Origin of the sequence: Alteromonas sp. S167 (assembly GCF_036864375.1) — a bacterium.
Lineage (GTDB): Bacteria > Pseudomonadota > Gammaproteobacteria > Enterobacterales > Alteromonadaceae > Alteromonas.
In genome coordinates this window covers 101,121-119,690 of record NZ_JAZETR010000003.1, presented here as the reverse complement: position 1 = coordinate 119,690, position 18,570 = coordinate 101,121, and the positions used below count along the sequence as shown (strand labels likewise).

At 45.1% G+C, this 18,570-nt stretch carries 11 protein-coding genes; 5 read left to right on the top strand and 6 right to left on the bottom strand.

Features of this window, described 5'->3' with window-relative positions:
• Window positions 1–16: 16 nt before the first annotated feature.
• The 3 genes from V7R35_RS06465 to V7R35_RS06455 are packed head-to-tail and all read right to left on the bottom strand — an operon-like array spanning window position 17 to window position 3,982.
• Entirely contained in the window at window positions 17–1,582 is a 1,566-nt protein-coding gene (locus tag V7R35_RS06465; RefSeq protein ID WP_334013910.1) for a sugar porter family MFS transporter, read from the bottom strand.
• Window positions 1,583–1,586: 4 nt separating this feature from the next.
• Entirely contained in the window at window positions 1,587–2,588 is a 1,002-nt protein-coding gene (locus tag V7R35_RS06460) for a LacI family DNA-binding transcriptional regulator (protein ID WP_334013909.1), read from the bottom strand.
• 23 nt (window positions 2,589–2,611) lie between these two features.
• A complete protein-coding gene (locus tag V7R35_RS06455; RefSeq protein WP_334013908.1) occupies window positions 2,612–3,982 on the bottom strand; it encodes a GH1 family beta-glucosidase in 1,371 nt (456 codons plus the stop codon).
• 216 nt (window positions 3,983–4,198) lie between these two features.
• Between V7R35_RS06455 and V7R35_RS06450 the strand changes: the two genes are divergently transcribed.
• The 4 genes from V7R35_RS06450 to V7R35_RS06435 all read left to right on the top strand — a co-directional run bounded on the left by V7R35_RS06450 (window position 4,199) and on the right by V7R35_RS06435 (window position 10,362).
• Window positions 4,199–5,461 (top strand): sugar MFS transporter, encoded by a 1,263-nt coding sequence (locus V7R35_RS06450; protein ID WP_334013907.1) that lies wholly within the window; start codon window positions 4,199–4,201, stop codon window positions 5,459–5,461.
• Window positions 5,462–5,463: 2 nt separating this feature from the next.
• Window positions 5,464–8,034: a glycoside hydrolase family 3 protein gene (locus tag V7R35_RS06445; protein WP_334013906.1), complete on the top strand. Its 2,571-nt coding sequence runs from the start codon at window positions 5,464–5,466 to the stop codon at window positions 8,032–8,034.
• Window positions 8,035–8,187: 153 nt separating this feature from the next.
• The gene (locus V7R35_RS06440) at window positions 8,188–8,547 is read left to right on the top strand and encodes an adenosine deaminase (RefSeq protein ID WP_334013905.1); all 360 of its coding nucleotides are present in this window, start codon (window positions 8,188–8,190) and stop codon (window positions 8,545–8,547) included.
• A gap of 6 nt (window positions 8,548–8,553) precedes the next feature.
• Window positions 8,554–10,362: a lipoprotein N-acyltransferase Lnb domain-containing protein gene (locus V7R35_RS06435; protein WP_334013904.1), complete on the top strand. Its 1,809-nt coding sequence runs from the start codon at window positions 8,554–8,556 to the stop codon at window positions 10,360–10,362.
• A gap of 51 nt (window positions 10,363–10,413) precedes the next feature.
• On the opposite strand, the gene V7R35_RS06430 is transcribed toward V7R35_RS06435, so the two are convergent.
• The 3 genes from V7R35_RS06430 to V7R35_RS06420 all read right to left on the bottom strand — a co-directional run bounded on the left by V7R35_RS06430 (window position 10,414) and on the right by V7R35_RS06420 (window position 17,204).
• The gene (locus V7R35_RS06430; protein WP_334013903.1) at window positions 10,414–13,359 is read right to left on the bottom strand and encodes a TonB-dependent receptor; all 2,946 of its coding nucleotides are present in this window, start codon (window positions 13,357–13,359) and stop codon (window positions 10,414–10,416) included.
• A 63-nt stretch (window positions 13,360–13,422) separates the two neighbouring features.
• Complete coding sequence (locus V7R35_RS06425) at window positions 13,423–16,104, bottom strand: family 16 glycosylhydrolase (protein WP_334013902.1); 2,682 nt, start codon at window positions 16,102–16,104, stop codon at window positions 13,423–13,425.
• A 347-nt stretch (window positions 16,105–16,451) separates the two neighbouring features.
• Window positions 16,452–17,204: a sulfite exporter TauE/SafE family protein gene (locus V7R35_RS06420; protein WP_334013901.1), complete on the bottom strand. Its 753-nt coding sequence runs from the start codon at window positions 17,202–17,204 to the stop codon at window positions 16,452–16,454.
• A 230-nt stretch (window positions 17,205–17,434) separates the two neighbouring features.
• On the opposite strand from V7R35_RS06420, the gene V7R35_RS06415 reads away from it, so the two are divergent.
• Complete coding sequence (locus tag V7R35_RS06415; RefSeq protein ID WP_334013900.1) at window positions 17,435–18,514, top strand: methyl-accepting chemotaxis protein; 1,080 nt, start codon at window positions 17,435–17,437, stop codon at window positions 18,512–18,514.
• The last annotated feature ends 56 nt before the right edge of the window (window positions 18,515–18,570 follow it).

The following is an 18,570-nucleotide window of genomic DNA, read 5'->3' as shown; positions in this document are numbered from 1 at the left end:
CGCTTTTTTCTCGTTATTATCTAGACGCTAAAGACAGTGAAATCTCTTCTAATGTTCTTCCCTTGGTTTCTGGGAAGTACCTTACCACTAGAAATAAACTGATGACTGCGAATGCGCCATACAGTGCAAAGGTGATGGCAGCGCCAAAATTCATTAGTTCCCAAGGAAATACTAGCTGTACAACAAAGCTGGTTAGCGCGTTAACAACACCCACTAACGATATGGCAAGGCCGCGCGTTTGGTTGGGGTAAATTTCTGCAAGCATAGCCCACATAACCGGGCCAAGTGACACTGCGAAAGACGCTACAAACGCTATGATACCAAACAGTACCAAAGGTGCATTCATGCTAATACTGCCGCTTAAAAAAGTCTGCTGAAGTACATCATACTCTTGTTGCGAAAGTGCACTTAGCAGCGCCTGTTTGAATGAAACATCGGAGTAATACGTTTGATTCACCATGCTAGCAATTTTTTGCGCTACGCCTTCCATGTTTTGAGTTGCTGCTACAACAGTTTCATTGGTAAGTGCATAGGTTGCATTGTTAAACCCATACGCACATATCGCCATGCTGATAATAACGCCACATAAGCCAACAATAAGAAGAGGTTTGCGTCCCCATCTGTCTATGGTAGCCATGGCCACAATGGTAAAAACCACGTTAGCAATACCAATCCATACTGCTTGCATGAAAGCCGCATTGGTACCTACACCGCTTTGCTCAAAAATGGTAGGTGCGTAGAAAAAGATAACGTTAATACCTGTGATTTGTTGGGCGATGGCAAGAATAACGCCAATCATCAAAGGGAAGCGCATGGCCTTTGCTGTCAGAAAACCGAAACGCTCCTTTGTAGACCAAGATTTTTCAGATAATGACGACTCAATGTCGTTAAGCTGAGCCTGTGCCTGATTTTCATCAAACAAGATAGCAATAACTTGCTTTGCTTCGTCGTGTTTTCCTTTGAGCATTAACCAGCGAGGGCTGCGTGGGACGGTTAGCAATAGCCCAAGCCACAGTAAGGCTGGAAGCACCTCAAGGCCAAGCATGTAGCGCCAAGTTTGTGTGCTAATACCTAGCTGCATTATCCAGTCAGCGTCACTGTAGCTCAGCTGTAATAAGTAATAATTGGTGAAGTAGGAAATCGCAAAGCCCAAAACAATATTGAGCTGGTTAACCGAGACCATTTTTCCGCGATTTTCTGGAGCGCTTATCTCTGATATGTACATAGGCGCGATAATGAGCGAGCAAAATGCGATGCCACCAATAAACCTTGCTAACACTAGCAGCTCAAAAGAGGGCGCAAGCGCAGAACACACAGCGGAAACAACATAAAGCGCGGCAATAATAATAAGTGCTTTGCGCCTACCGATAGCATCGCTTATGGCGCCAGCGAAAATCATCGCGATAAGTGCACCTAGCGTTGGAGAGCTAACAACAATGCCCTGTTGCCAATCACTTAAACCAAATTCAGTATCAATAAAGCCTATTGCACCCGATATTACGCTGGCATCGAACCCGAATATAAAGCCTCCCAAAGAGACAATAAGGGTATAGTACAGCGAAGGTGGAAAGGTTTTATTCATATTTTTATACTGCGGCTAAGGTATCTCGTTTCACGATTTGTGGAACGAATAAATGCTTTATTGGAGTTTGGCTCTTTATGTCGTAAACATGCTCTAACACCCAGTGTGCAGCCATCTCACCCATCGCCTGAATAGGGTTATCTACCGTGGTAAGTTTAGGGTACAGGTAGCGTGAGAAAAGCACGTTATCAAACCCAACAATGGAAAGCTGTGAAGGGATCTCTTTACCGGCTTCTCGTGCTGCGGTCATTGCACCAGATGCCATTTCGTCATTTGCGCAAACAAGCGCGGTCATCTGTGGAAATTGTTCACTAATACACTGCATGCCCTCTTGGCCTGATGATTCGTGATAGTCTCCTTCAAACAACGCGCCTTCTGAAAAGGTAATGCCTGCTTCTTCAAGTGCTCGTTTGTGGCCTTTCAGGCGGTCGCTAGCATCTTTCTTAAACAGCGGGCCGCTAACGTAGCCAATGTGTTTATGACCCTGTTCTATAACCGCTTTCGTGGCAATGTAACCACCAGTTTCGTTATCAACAAAAAAACAATTGTCATCAATATCGTCAATTTTACGGTTAATTAAAACAACAGGCACCTTGCCGTCTACCAAACTTTTAAGGTAGTCATCAGATACAGCCTCGGCGTGAAGAATCAATGCATCGCAGCGCCGACTCTTTAGGAACTCTATCGCTTCCTTTTCACGGGTTTCATCAACGTGGCCGGCGGTAATGACTACATGCTTACCATTCTTTTTAAGCACTTGCTCAACGGTACTCATTAAATCACCAAAATACGAGCCATGTAACTCAGAAACCAGAAGGCCTACGCTGTTTGTGCGATTTGACGCAAGCGACTGTGCAATGGCGTTAGGCTGATAGCCCAACTTTGCCATGGCGTCTTCCACTTTCTTCCTTGTGCGTTCACTGACCTTTGCGTTGCCATTCATCACTCTACTGACAGTAGCAAGAGAAACGCCCGCCGCTTCTGATACTTCGTATATTGTTGCCATGAAATTCGGTACTTATCCTTTATTTATACTGCTAATGTACCATTAATTCTGTTCTTAACCAGTTCTGAGTAAACATGTGCGCTTTGTTTGAGTGTTCTTTTTTGAGTGTCGTAGTCAACATGAACAATGCCAAACCGTTTTGAATAGCCTAAAGCCCACTCGAAATTATCCATCAAACTCCACGCAAAGTAGCCTCTTATGTCTACGCCGGCTTCAATTGCTACATTGACCGCATTTAAATGGCTGTTGAAATAGTCAATGCGATCCACATCGTTTACCTCACCGTCTATCATTTCATCGTCCATGGCTGCACCATTTTCGGTGATGTAAATAGGAGGCAACGCATATTGCTGGTGCAAGTTTACAAGTAACTCAGTAAAGGCATCGGGTGTTATCTCCCAGCCCATTGCTGTAAGAGGCGTGTTTGTAGGCTCAACTATTTCAAAGCCAAAGTTAACGTCAGCGCTATCGCTCGGCGTGGCTTTGTACACAGTGCGGGTGTAATAATTTATGCCAAGGTAATCAATAGGTTGAGAGATAATATCCATATCACCTTCTTCAATGTCGGGGCGATCCACATCCCTCAGTTGATGGATTATGCTGGGGTACTGGCCGTCAATGACAGGCTTTAAGTACCATTGATTGTGATATTCATCAGCCAGCTTTGCTGCAATTTTGTCTTCTTCATTGTTTGTTGCAGGGTGGCAAGTACTAAAATTAAGTACGATCCCATGAAGACTATTTGGACACGTGGCGCGCAATGCTTTCATAGCAAGGCCATGGGCTAAAAGTAAATGATGGGCAGCTTTTCTACCCTTTCCCACGCCGGTTAAGCCTGGTGCGTGTACACCTAATTCGTAACCCAAATAAGCAGAGCAAAATGGTTCGTTTAATGTTGCATAGGCGTATACTTTATCGCCTAGGGTGCTTGCAACTGCGGTAGCGTACTTCTCAAATGCATAGGCTGTGTCACGATTTAACCAGCCGCCATTATCTTCTAAATGCTGTGGCAAGTCCCAATGATACAAAGTGACAAATACTTTTATGCCTCTTCGGACAAGTTCATCAACCAAATTTACATAGAATTGCATGCCCATTTCATTGACGTCACCATCAATGGTCATAACGCGCGGCCACGATATGGATAGTCGATATGCATCAACGCCCAGTGAACTAATGAGTTCTACATCATCTTTCCATTTCTCAATGTGCCGACAAGCATCGTCACCGTTGCTATTATCTGAAATTTTGCCGGACTGCGCACAGAAAGTGTCCCAAATACAGGTCTCTCGACCTTTCCTGTCTCCCTCAATCTGAAAGCTAGATGTCGCTACGCCAAACAGAAAGTCTTTTGAGCGCATTAATGAGTTGGCAGGAAGGTTGAACGTTCGCATTTGCTAGCTACCTTGGGGTTAACGAATCTCTACTATTTGCACTATTCTTATACTAGTGCGGTTTAAGTAAATAACATGATATTTACATTGAATTTAGAATTACTTCATGTAATTATCCATTTTATGTAAGCGCTTACAAGCTTGTTCGTGTTGAGTTGTAAGCGCTTACACGGTTAATTTAACATTTAATACAAAAATAGCAAACAGAGGTTACTCGTGGACACGCCAGCGCAGCCAAACAATACGGTAGCGGATAATGCTACAGCGAACGGTGGATACCGCTTTGCACTTATCTCTCTTACCACGCTGTTTTTCATGTGGGGGTTCATAACCTGCCTGAACGACATTTTAATTCCCTACTTGAAAGGGGCTTTTAACCTGAGTTTTACACAAGCAATGCTTATCCAGTTTTGCTTCTTCAGTGCTTATTTCATTGTGTCTTTGCCAGCTGGAATGGTGGTGTCGCGCATTGGCTATCAAAAGGGCATTGTTGTTGGATTAGGGATAGCGTGTTTAGGCTGTGTATTGTTTTATCCTGCAGCGGAAAGTCAGATATATGGGGTATTTTTGTTAGCCCTATTTGTATTGGCATCGGGCATCACTATTCTACAAGTTTCTGCTAATCCATATGTTACCGCGCTAGGCAATCCAAAGACGGCATCATCACGTCTTACTATGACTCAGGCCTTTAACTCATTAGGCACTACGGTTGCACCATTTTTCGGTTCTTACCTAATGTACGGTGCAGCTGGCGAGCATAGCGCCGCCACAGCGTCAGCCTCAGACGTACAAGTGCCGTACCTTATTCTTGCCGCCGCATTGTTAATGCTTGCCCTAGTGTTTTTGTATTTAAAACTACCTTCGCTTAATCACACAAACAGCAACCCAAGCTTATTTAAAGGTGGTGCATGGCAACACAAACATCTAGTGCTGGGTGCGGTTGGTATATTTATGTATGTAGGCGCCGAAGTTGCCATTGGTAGTATGCTAGTTAATTACCTAGCAAGCCCAAGCGTTGCGGGCCTTTCCGAGGCAAGCGCATCAAAGCTGCTAGCGTATTACTGGGGTGGAGCTATGGTGGGTCGCTTTATTGGTGCATTGGTAATGCAAAAAGTATCGGGCGGTACTGTACTGGCATTTAATGCGGTAATGGCCATTGCATTAATATTGCTATCAATTTCAAGTTCTGGCGATGTGGCGCTTTACAGTGTGCTTGGTGTGGGTCTATTTAATTCAATCATGTTCCCTACCATTTTCAGCCTAGCGCTACAGCAATTAGGAAAAGACACGCCACAGGGCTCAGGAATTCTATGTCTTGCTATTGTAGGCGGTGCCATTATCCCGCTTTTCCAAGGCATGCTCGCTGACGCAGTAGGCGTTACGCTGTCATTTTTGCTACCCGCTTCATGTTACGTTTTCATTGCCTATTATGGATTAGTGGGAAGCCGTGTATCTGAAACTACTTTAATTGAGGAATAACAATGCGAAAAACGACTCTCGCTAACGTTGTTGCTAGCACCGTTCTAAGCTTGGCTGGTGGTGTTTTGCTTACAGGTTGTTCGTTTGAAGATAACACTGCAGCAAGTGTTAGTGAAAAAAACGCCACTGCGCCAAGCACTAAAGCAGCGCAAATTTGGCCGAAGCTTGATATCGAAGTTAAACGCGATGAAGCAGTTGAAGCTAAAGTTTCAGACATCATGTCATCAATGACACTGGAGCAAAAGGTAGCGCAAATGATTCAGCCTGAGATTCGCAATATTTCAGTTGAGGATATGCGTAAATACGGATTTGGCTCTTACCTGAATGGTGGTGGTGCATTTCCCAACAACGACAAACATGCAACCCCGGACGATTGGGTAGCATTGGCTGAATCGCTTTATCAGGCCTCAGTTGATGACAGTTTAGATGGTTCAACAATTCCCACCATGTGGGGGACAGATGCGGTACACGGTCACAATAATGTGATTGGTGCCACGCTGTTTCCCCACAATATTGGGTTGGGTGCAGCTAATAACCCAGCATTAATGGAAGAGATTGCACACATTACTGCCAAAGAAGTAATGGCAACAGGTATCGACTGGGTATTTGCACCTACCGTTGCAGTGGTGCGTGATGACCGTTGGGGCAGAACTTACGAAAGCTATTCAGAAGACCCTGCTATAGTGCGCGAGTATGCTGCATCGGTGGTAAGAGGGCTTCAGGGTGCTGCAGATAAAGACTTTTTAGGCGACCAGCGTGTAATTAGCACGGTAAAGCACTTCGTGGGCGATGGTGGCACTGTTGGTGGTGACGATCAGGGCGACAATATTGCAAGTGAACAAGCGCTGTTTGATATTCATGCACAAGGATATGTAGGCGGCCTTACGGTTGGTGCACAATCTGTTATGGCATCGTTTAATAGTTGGAATGGTGAAAAGTTACACGGCCATAAATATTTGCTAACCGATGTATTGAAAGATCAAATGGGGTTTGATGGCTTTGTTGTTGGTGACTGGAACGGCCACGGGCAAGTAAAAGGGTGTAATAACAACGACTGTGCACAAGCTATTAATGCTGGACTAGATATTTTCATGGTGCCAAGCGACTGGAAAGTATTGTACGACACCACTATTTCACAAGTGAAAGAAGGGGCCATTAGTATGGTTCGTATCGACGATGCTGTACGCCGAATTTTGCGTGTAAAAGTGCGTGCAGGCCTGTTCGATAAACCAAGCCCAGCAAACAGACCACTCTCTGGTGACCGCTCATTAATTGGCAAAGACAGTCATCGTGAAGTGGCGAAACAAGCAGTACGCGAGTCGTTAGTGCTGTTGAAAAACAAAGATAAAATACTGCCTTTAGACGCGAGTAAACGCATTTTGGTGGCGGGTGATGCTGCAGACAATATTGGAAAGCAGTCGGGTGGCTGGACGATAACGTGGCAAGGTACCAATAACACGAATGAAGATTTTCCTGGTGGAACGTCTATATTCGATGGCATACAGAGCTTAGCCGAACAGCAGGGCGGCGAAGCTGTGCTTTCTATTGATGGTGAGTTTGAAACCAAGCCAGACGTAGCAATTGTAGTGTTTGGAGAAGAGCCATATGCCGAAGGACATGGCGATCGAGAAACGCTCATCTATCAGCACGGTAGTAAGCGTGATCTTGCGCTGCTTAAAAAGCTAAAAGCACAAGGCATTCCTGTTGTCTCTGTATTCATTAGCGGGCGCCCGATGTGGGTAAACGCAGAACTGAATGCGTCTGACGCCTTTGTGGCTGCTTGGTTGCCTGGCTCTGAAGGGGCTGCGGTAGCCGATGTGATTTTTGGCAAACAAGACTTTAAAGGAAAACTTCCATTTTCGTGGCCTGCATCACCGCAGCAAATTGTAAATATAGGTGATGAAGAATACGCGCCACTGTTACCTTATGGCTTTGGTTTAACTTTCGATGATAACGATGTACTGAGTGATACATTAAGTACCAAAGTCGAGGTAAGCAGTGAATCTCAAGAGCCTATGTCTATTCTTAAAGGAGCCGTACAGGCACCTTGGGAGCTGTGGCTGTACTCGGGTGACAAATCACTATCTGTAAATGCGAGCACGCATACTATTGGCGCCATTTCTTATCGCACAGTTGATAAAGAAGTACAGGAAGATGCGCGAAAAGTGAGTTTCGATGGAAGCGAGTTCGCTGCTATGCGTTTTGCAAGTAAAAGCTTCTTCCGCGAAGATCTCAGCGCACAGCTTCTTAACAACGCAGCATTAACGTTTATCGTTAACCGTCATTCAGACATAAGTTCGCCAGTTACTATCGGTATGAACTGTGAGGGTGAAGGCGATGTGGCCGGCAGTTGCTCAACACAAATTGATATAAGCAGTAAGCTTAAGGATATGCCAATTGATACTTGGTCTACTATCAGCATTGACTTGCAGTGCTTCGTGGATGCGGGAATTGACTTTACCGGTCTTGTAGTACCGTTCGAACTTGGCAGTGCAGGCAAAGCAAGCTTGAGTGTTGCAGATATTCAATTTACACCGGAAAGTGCCAAGGAAGCTGATATATCCTGTCAGTAGTCACTATGACGTTTAAAAAGCCCTTTCCGTTGAGTTAGGGCTTTTTTTTGCGATGAACGCGACAAACTATACGCTCAGATTGACATTTTTTCATTTTTATATAGATTAATCGCCGCCAAGGTTTTGGCAGTAACAAACTAGGGATATATAAAAATGAAAAAAATTGCGCTACTTGCAGCAATTGCAATGATGACATCTGGTTGTGCCAGTGTCATGACATCAGAGAACCAATCAATTAACGTTACCACAAGTAACAACAAGCCTGCAGAAGTAACTGTTGACGATAAAACAGTGACAGCGCCTGGTATGGTTGTGGTTCTTCGTGACGGTAAAGACAAAGTAGTACGCACAAAAGCGGAAGGCTGTGACACTGCTACACCAATTAAAAAGTCTATAACACCTGTTTTCTTTGGTAATATCGTAATTGGTGGCCTACTTGGCTCTACCACTGACGGCGTTACCGGTAAAATGTGGGATTATGCTGACAACGTAGAAGTTCAGTGCGCGCAATAAGCTAACATGAATTACGTAGTAAAAAGCTGGCTTTTGCCAGCTTTCTTTTTTTTGGCACTTCTTGCGGGTAATAGCAGCGCGAAGAGCTTAGAAGCCGCTGAAACTATGCGAGAACATATTGCAGCGAAGCCGCAATGGCATGCTCTTTTGCATGTAAAAGGTCAAGAATCGGCAATATCAGACCCTAAATTTACCTTATCAGCACCACACTTCTCACCACGCGCTGAACTTGATGCACTGATAGCCTATGTTAATGCGTCTGAGAGTGAAGCCACTTGTCGATTTCCTGCTCGCGTGTATTGGCTGAAAAAGCAGTTAAATAATAGTACAAAACACCTTGATGTAAGCGAGTGTGTTGAACTCAATAAATATATAAATCACGTTCCTTTTGACTCGGTTGAAATCATTTTTGCCTCAGAAGTGTTGTCCTCAGCCTCGAGTATGATGGGGCATGTGTTTCTTAAAGCGAAAGGTGAAAATTACAGAGGAAATGAAGTTTCACACGCGCTTTCCTTCTTTACCGAATATGACACCTTTAACCCTTTTTCAATTATCTACAACGGGCTAGTAAAGGGAATGCCGGGCTTCTTTATTGTGAGGCCTTATGAAAAAGAGCTTGTACGATATTTAAATACCGAAGGCAGGAATGTATTCGAATATACCCTTTCCCTTGATGAAGATGCTAGACAGCTCCTGCAGCTTCACCTATGGGAGCTAAAAGACATTGATATTACCTATCTCTTTCAAAGCTATAACTGTGCAACGCTTACCCTGTATCTATTAGGAATAGTTCAGCCGGAAATAAAAGTAGAAGAAACGCTATTCGTAACTCCTGCAGATGTGGTTAAAGCAGCCGCTAAGGTGCAATTAATCGCGCAATCGAAGGTGAATTTAGCCAACGAATGGGCGGTAGCAGCACTAGAGCTACAGCTAGGTACACGTAAAGTTAACAAGTTAAAGCGTATGCTTTCAGAAGGAAAAAGTACTGACTATGGCCAGTTTGAGGCGTTAACTCCGCTGGAGCTTGAGTATGTGAAGCGGTTAATCGCAATAGAACAAAAGATGACGCCATCGCATTCTTATAAGTACGATGACTTTGATAAGCTTCTAGATAGGCATGAGCAGTTTCAACTTAACAGAAAAACAGCGAAAAACCCGCTTGATACAGTGCAAGACAGTGCTTTAAGTCTAGGGGTTGAGCGGTTTAATCAGTCCGAAAGAGCGGTGCTATCCTTCTTACCAGCTTCGCACTACTTGAGAACATCAGAGCCACAATTTTTCAACGAATCAGAGCTACGTATTGCTGAAACACAGCTGTCGGTAAACACACAGTCTGGCAATGTGCGCTTGGACCGCTTTACACTTTATGCGTTCGAATCATATATGCCGTCAACGCAAAGCTTACCACGGTGGTCTGGTACGTTATTTATTGGCTACCAACAAGCATTTGACGATGCGCTAAATGACGAAGGCTTTTTCTCATTAGAAGGCGGCCTGGGCAAAAGTTTAAGGCTTCATCGCGATGTTATTGGTTACGGAACCGCTGAGGCAGGTTTTGGCACCAGACTGAGCGAAGACATCGTATATGGCCGCTTAAATGCCGGGCTGTTTGTTAATTTAGCCTGGCAATCGTCACTTCGATTTGAAGCGTCGGTGACAGTTTCAGACAGGGTACGAAAACCGCTAAACCACTTTGTAGCTGAATTATCTGCTCAGCCAAACAATGAATATGGCGTTTATGTAAGACTTGAGCATTTCGATAGCGGCGTAAACAAAGAAGTAAGAGCAAGAGCCGGATTTGACTGGTATTTTTAAATAAAAAAGCCGCTTTTAAAAGCGGCTTTTTACTCACACGATAAACAGAAATTAGAACGTGTATCTTGCACCTAGCGTGTAACGAGGACCGTATTGACGAGCAAACAGGAACTGCTCTTCAAAGCGACCGTAGCCACGCTCGGTTTCGTCGTTAATGTTAATACCTTCTAAGAATACCGTTAGGTGTTCGTTTACGTCGTAGTTGATGCTTGCATCAACCTGCCCAAAGGTATCGAACTGCGTTGCTGGGTTGTCTGATGAGCCCTGTGCTTGACCAATACCAACCACGTAGTCAGAACGCCATGCGTAGGTTACTTTTACAGATAGCCCTTCTTTTTCATAAAACACTTGGAAGTTTGCAGAGTCGCTAATACCTACAAGCGGATCCTGCTCTTCAAGGTTATATGGGTCGTATTCTACGTCACCGTCAACCAATGTTGCGTTAGCTCCAAAGCCGAAGCCTGTGTCACCAAAGGTATGCTGAATAGCAAGCTCGATACCTTCAACCGTTTTCGAGTCGCTAGAATTACCTGGTTGTGTGGTACGCCATGTAATTAGCGGGTCGTTAGCATCAGGCGTTACAACACCGTTCTCGTCAGCATAGCCGTTGTTTACGAAGTAGTCGTAAATAGCGCTGTCTGTAGCTTGTTCACCAGACGCTTCAATAGCACTTACTGCCTCATTCCAACGAGGGCCTTGATAGATATCACGCAGTCCTTCGAACTGACGATCTTGACCTGTTGTGGTGATGTAGTTTTCAACTGACTTTCTAAATAGGCCAATTGCCGCAAAGCTTGCTTCGTCGTAATACCATTCTAATGAAAGGTCGATATTCGATGACTCAAACGGCAGTAAGCTTGTGTTACCCGCAGAAGCAGTACGCGCGCCAATTTTAGGGCTACCGCTGAAAGACAAGCCGCCCTGTAATAGGCCAATTGGGGCACGTGTAATTGATTTACCCCATGAGAAGCGTGCAACTACGTCGTCGGTCACATCGACTTTCACGTCAAACATTGGTAATACAACGTCGTACTCGCCGGTAAAGTCTTGTACTTGAAGCTCGTCTTCGAACTGCGTGATCCACTCAGACGCCGCTACCCAGTTTACTTGAGTAGGTACGCGTACTTCGGCAGAGCTAGGTACTTCCGTTTCTTCGTAACGAACACCAGCATTGATTTGTACAAAGTAATCGCCAAGCTCGAAGTCCCACTCGGTTTGCACGTAAATAGAGTCTGTAATTTCCTCTACATTGCTCACCGATGGCGCGCCCATAAAGAACGGGTCGATTGAGTAAGCATTGCCTTCGCCTACTACATCAGCCGTGATGTTTTGTAGCTGTCTTGCAATAGCTTCATCAAAGTTGAACGTGTAGTAGTAACCTGGGTTCATGCCAGCACCGCCGCCATCAAACGCGTCTAGGAAACCTGACGTGTCGTTACGTACAAACATGCTGTCTGGGAATATTTGCGTAAATGACGGGTTGAAGCCCGGGCCGCCACGCAATCCACTCCACGCTGTAAAGCCAGATAGCGCCTGCTCTGTGCGTGCATAACCAAAATCAACTTTAACAAGTGGAATATCGAACGTATCGTTGTACCAGGTTCCGTCTAGCTGAAGCTGCTCGATGTCAGAACGACCAGGAGAATAGATAAACTGACTGAAGTTTGAATCAATTTCACTTGGCAGAATTTCGTTGGTGCCATTGTTCCAGTTTACGAAAACCTGTGGAATTTCACCGTCACGGTAGTCATAAATTTTTGATTCAAGCTGGTTTGAACCAAGAATTATTTGACCTGCGCTGCCTAAGCCTTCGTCAAAGCCATTATCAATTTCGTTGTATGAGTCATGGTAATCAAGGCTTACATGCCAGTCGTCGTTGATTGCCCAATCGAAGTTCACACCTAGCGAGCGCGCGTCAACACGGGTTGTATTACGACTAGCGGTAAATGAGCCATCATCGCCACTGATATCTGCAAAAACAGCTGTACCGTTCTCGTCTAACTCGTAAGCATTGATGTTGGCACCGAAGTTGTTCCAAATACCCCAGCCCACAGAGTTCGTGCCAGTGGTGGCGCGTGATGCTGTGTAGTCAACGGTAGCAGTAAATTCGTCCACTGGACGAAACTGTAGCGTTACCTGAGCATTTTGACGCTCACGCTGAACATCGTTAATGCCATAGTTCATGTCTTTCGGGAAGAATGCGGCGTTGGTAATATTTGTACGGTTGTCTACAACATTCGATGGATCAAGGTCTGGAAGCGCATCATTTTCTTGTAGCTGCCAACCTTGAATATTTGCCGATTGTTGCTGGAAATCACGCTCTTGATGCGAGAATGAAACGCCAAAGCCAAACATATCGTCTGCAAACGTGTTGCTGTAAACACCAGCAATTTCCGGTGTTACGTCATCGCCTTCTTCAACCGAGGTATCGTGAATGCCTTTAACCGATATCGTGGCGTTTTGTCCTGGCTGAGACAATGGCTTCATAGTAATGATGTTTACCGTTGCACCTAAGCCACCGCTTGGGTTTTCAGCACGCGCTGTCTTTTGCAGTTCTAGCGTGTTCACACCTTCAGAAGAGAGGTTCGCAAGGTCGAAAGAACGTGTAAAGCCTGTGCCCGGCATTTGACGGCCGTTAAGCGTTACAAGGTTAAACTCTGGGCCAAAACCACGTACAGTGATTTGGCTACCTTCACCGTTGTTACGGCTAATGGTTACACCGGTAATACGCTGAAGTGCTTCAGCTAAGTTCGTATCTGGAAACTTACCTAACTCTTCTGCTGATATGGCGTCTACCACACCGTTAGAGCTGCGCTTCAAGTCCATCGAGCGCATTACGCTTCCGCGAATACCGCTTACTTGAATAACTTCTACTTCGTCATCAGACGGCGTAGCGGTTTCGGCTTCTTGTGCGTAGGTAGGTAGCACAAGCGATGAGCCCATTAACAAAGCCATCGATGTGGCAAGCTGGGTCTTTTTAAAAGTTGTGTGTTTCATAATTGCCCTACTGTTTCAAATCAATGAAAGGCTGCCGCTGTTTTTACAGCGACAGCTTCTTTGTTATTGCGCTGCAATTTCTACGTTATCTACGCGATAAACCGCACCGTTACCTTGTCCCCATGCTGGAAACATCATAATTACGTTAATCGCGCTGATATCCAGGCCTGCATCAAACAACGTTTGAAGAGGGAAAGTGTAGGTTTGCCATTCACCTTGAACTGGATCTACGCCTTCCAGACTTGCTGAAATAGGTAGTTCAACAGCGGTTGATGCGTTAATTGATTCAATTTTGAATAACCACGGTGCAGATGCATCGTTCGGCATTGAGCTTACTTTCATTTCGAAGCGCACTACACCATTGGTAAGTAGTGCAGACGCATCATAAGAGTGGCCATCGTCAGCAATAATGCCCATTACCGTTGGCGCTTCACCGATGCGGAACTCTGCAACAGTGCCATGCTCAGCGTCGTCAATTTCTTCAGTAGGCGTAGAGCCACCACAGCAGTCCCAAATGCGCCACTGATCAGCAGCTGCATCTGCGAACAATGTGATACCGCCTGCTGGTGCTTCAGCGCCGCTGTCAGGGTGGTAGAACTTCACGTTATCTAAACGGTAAACTGCGCCTTCACCTGTGCCCCAAGCTGGGAATACCATGATGACGTCGATAGCGCTTACGTCTAGGCCACGAGCCTGTAAATCAGAAATTGGGAAAGTGTACGTTTGCCATTCGCCTTCAACAGGTGCTTGACCTTCTACGCTCTCTGCTAGAGGGAGCTCTACCGCTGTTGCAGCGTCTGTCGATTCAATTTTGAATAACCATGTAGAGTCGGCATTCGCTGGTGCATTAACCACGCGCATATCGAATTGAAGCAGGCCGCCGTCAGTTAGTGCTGTTGCGTCAAACGGAGTATCACCACCACCTGCAGCAGGACGTGTGATAAAGCCCATTACCGTTGGTGCTTCGCCAATACGGAACTCTGCTGTTAAACCGTGTTCTTCGTCATCCATTTCTTCGGTTGGCGTTGAACCACCACAGCAGTCCCACATAGGCCAGTCTGGGTTTTGACCTTCTTCAAAAATAACCAGTTCAGGGTAGGTCACGCCGCCTTCTTGAGAAATCTCAACATTCGCCATGCGATACACCGCGCCGTTACCTGTATCCCAAAGTGGGAACACCATAATTACGTCAATGGCGCTAGTATCAAGGCCAGCTTCAGCAAGCGTGCTAAGAGGGAACTCGTAAGACTCCCATACGCCTTGCTCTGGTGTTGCACCTGCACTTGCAGCTGGTCCTACATAGCCATCCATTAATGGAAGTTCAGCAAAGGTACTTCCTTCAGAGCTTTCAATTTTGAATAACCATGCCGTTTCAGTGTTGTTAGGCAGTGAGGTTACTTTCAAGTCAAATTTAACGCTGCCTGTTTCTTCAATAGGTGATGCGTCAAATGGTGATGCTTCGCCCGCAGGGTCAGTGATAAATTGTGAACGACTGATAAAGCCCATAACGGTAGGCGCTTCGCCAAAGGTGAACTCGTATACTTGCCCTTCGTCTGCATCCTCAACCAGTGCAGGTGTTGAACCACCGCAGCAGTCCCATGCAGGCCAGTTAGGGTTTGGTGTACCGTCAAAAATAGTTAGGTTTTGTGGAATACCCGTTGATGGTGGTGTTGGAATAGGTGCAGCACCTTCAACAAGCGCGTCTTCCAGTGAGTCATAACCTGGACGTATTGTTTCACAGCCTTTTCCTGTATCAGGATCAGATGCACACTCATACACGCGAACGTAGTCGATTTCGAAGGTTTGACCTTCTGCAAACGCAGCCGCATCAATACCTGTGTCGTTTACTGCTTCTGGCCATGCACCACCCACAGCAAAGTTCAAGATGAGGTAGAACTCTTGATCGAAAGGCGCATTGTCCCAGTGAGTAGTTAGCTCACCAGTGCCTTGCTCGTAGTATTCAGCATACCAACCGCGGTGTGACAAACCTGTCGCATCACCATTCGCATTAGTGCGCACTTCTGAGCGACGTTGTGTGGCATATAAGTAACCGTCCATGTACCAGCGAATTTCACCCTCTTGCCATTCAATAGCATAAGTGTGGAAGTCATCAGCTGGGTTAGCACCATCAGGTAATGCATAGGCTTGACCAGAGCTATCGTTGTTTGGCCACTCTTGGCCGTAGTGCAACGTACCGTAGATGTGGTTTTCTTGACCGCCCTCTAAGGTAGATGCTTTAAGGTTTACTGCTTCAACAATGTCAATCTCACCAGAGCGAGGCCAGCCACCATATACTTCGTCAGTTGGCATCATCCAAAATGCTGGCCAGCTACCTTGTCCTGACGGCATTTTTGCACGCATTTCTACACGGCCATATTTAAAGTCGGCTTTATAACGCGTATTTATGCGCGCTGAGGTATAAGGCTTTGGTGCACCTTCTTCAGCAGGAAGTGCAACAATTTTTAGGGTACCGTCTGAAACAAAAGAGTTGTCGGCGCTGTCGGTATAGCACTGTGCTTCGTTATTACCGCCGCCTTCACAGTTAACTTCATGGGTCCAGTTATCATCATCGATACTGGTGCCATCGAATTCGTCACCCCATACAAGCTGCCAGTCGCTGACGGGCACGGATGCATCTACCGCTGCGATATTGGTAGAGGTTTCAGCTCCACCACCGCAACCAAAAAGTGTTGTGACTGATATCGCAGCTGCTATCTGCGAAAGTTGAGTTACTTTTTTAGTCATTATTCTCAGCCTTGGTCCAAAATATGAGCAAAAATTGAGTTCGTTACGTTGCGGCGATAGCCACTTCAACATTGAGTGTAAGCGCTTACAATTGCGGTCAAATAAAAAGGGCTGATTGAAAGCGCTTACATTACATTAAGCGAGTGTAATGTAAAGGTCAATAGTGTTACCAGAAAATTAACATTTAGTATGAGGAAGGCGTAGATAAAATATTCACCGGGATATGATTTTTATTGGCTTAGGTCAAAGGTTTATCGTGTGAAACATTTTTTTAAATTTTATGTTTACGCTATTTTTACATTTTCCAAGTGAGTTCAGTTTGCATATTTTCAAAACAAAAAGGGTAGCTAAAACGAAACGTTGCTTAATATCAGTGCTATTCCACTACAAGCAAGAGTGATGAGTGCCAATGCTCTTATCCACAATGGGTTAATATATGTGGAAAGTCTTCTTGCAAACCGTGTCACTAATAAAACAAATGGCACCCCTGCACAGCAAAATAGTAATGTTTCATAGTGCGGTAATGTTCCAAAAGGTACGAGAACTAGCCTTACCAAAGCAGTTGTTGAAAAAACCGCGAGAAGAGTGATCCTTATTTCATCTACTGGCCAGTTTTGCCTGTAGCATTGATAAACAATTGGTGGGCCAAACGTAGAAAATAGTCCACCAAGGACACCGCCTAAAGCTCCGGCAATTACAAATCCACGACGGCGCTTGGACGGGGGGGCAAGAGTACGCTTCATCAATAACAGCGCACAGCAGGCTAGAATACACACTCCCAGTATGACTTTCAGGAAGTCACTTTGTGAACTAGATAGATATTCAAGTAAAGCAAATCCAATGACTAGCGTTGGAAGTCCCGCCAACAAGATATATTTGTATGCCATTCGATTGACTTGATGCGCATTTTTAAAAACCAAACTTGCCGCGTTAAATAAACTTAAAAAGCTTACCAAAAACGTAGTAGCAGTTAATGGCATTATGCTAAATAACGTAAAGCTTGAAACAACGAAAAGGCCGAATCCAAAACCACTTAACGTTTGAAGTAACGTTGCCAGGCCAAGCAAAACAAAAACCATTAAAAGTGTGTTGATGTCCATGTGGGGGTCCAACGCCTGAATATACTGCAGAGAATACGAACAACGCTTTCATAATACCCTAGTGTCTCATTAAAAAATACGGCACGTATATTTAGTCAAAATGTTACATCAGTTTTTCCTCGCGCTGCCGATACCCTTAAAATGCGCTACTTCAGGCTAATAGCGTAAAGCTGTATATGTCTGATATTCTTGCGTAAATATTTTTAGAACAAAAATCTCGGTAAGAAACTATGTTTGTATCTCGCAGTAAATATGAAGATAAGGTGGCTGAAGCTCGCCTTTTAGAGACACGTGTGCAAGACGCTTTAGATAAAGTGGCGCTGCTTGAGGCAGAAAATGCCGAGTTAGTTGCATCTTTAGAGCAAGCAGAAGCAAAGCCGTCGTCAAATGAATCGGTGCTAATGAAATGCGTTGTTGACGCCTTAAACCAAATGGCGGGCATCAGAGAGTCAGTATTAGATACTTATCAGCGAATTGATAACGAAAATCAGTCAGTCGCTAACATTAACGAACTGTTCACTAACTCTGCTGCAACACTAAAGAAGATTGTAAGCGATATGAGCGGCTTAAATGTGCAAATGGGCAGCATGAGCGAGCGTATATCGGGTCTATCTACAACTGCCGATAACATCAATAAATTCGTTACTACAATTACCAGTATTTCAGACCAAACCAACCTGCTTGCTCTTAATGCTGCTATTGAAGCAGCTCGAGCTGGTGACGCTGGTCGTGGTTTTAGTGTTGTTGCGGATGAAGTTCGTGCGCTGGCAACGGAAACCAACAAGTCGGCTACCGAAGTATCGGAGCTAGTAAACGGAATTATTCAGTCGACTTCAAAAGCGGTGTCGGGTGTAAATGAACTTCGTGGTAACAACGAACAGTTAGAAGCTGGTATTGAGCAGTTAAATGGTAGCTATGAAACCATGGTTCAGCATTGTGACAGTATGAGAGCTACCATTAGCGACAGCGCACTAAGCACCTTCATTCAAACCGTTAAGCTTGATCACGTTGTGTGGAAAGCCGATGTTTACGCTGTGCTTAGTGGTTTCAGTAATACGTCAGCGTCAGATTTTACCGACCACACAAGTTCTAGACTCGGAATGTGGTACAGAGAAAACACCAGCCAGTCCATTGGCCAAACAGCCAGCTTTAGAGAGCTAGAGACGCCGATGGTCGCTATGCATAGAAACGGTATTGATGCTGTTGCAGCAAAGCAAAATGGCGATGTTGCATTAGCAGAAACAAAACTTGTTGCGATGGAACAGGCCAGTGAACGATTACTGTCCTTGTTAGACCGTTTGGCTTCTTAAGCCTACCTGCCATTTTAGATGAAAAAGCGGTCGACATGTTCGACCGTTTTTCATAT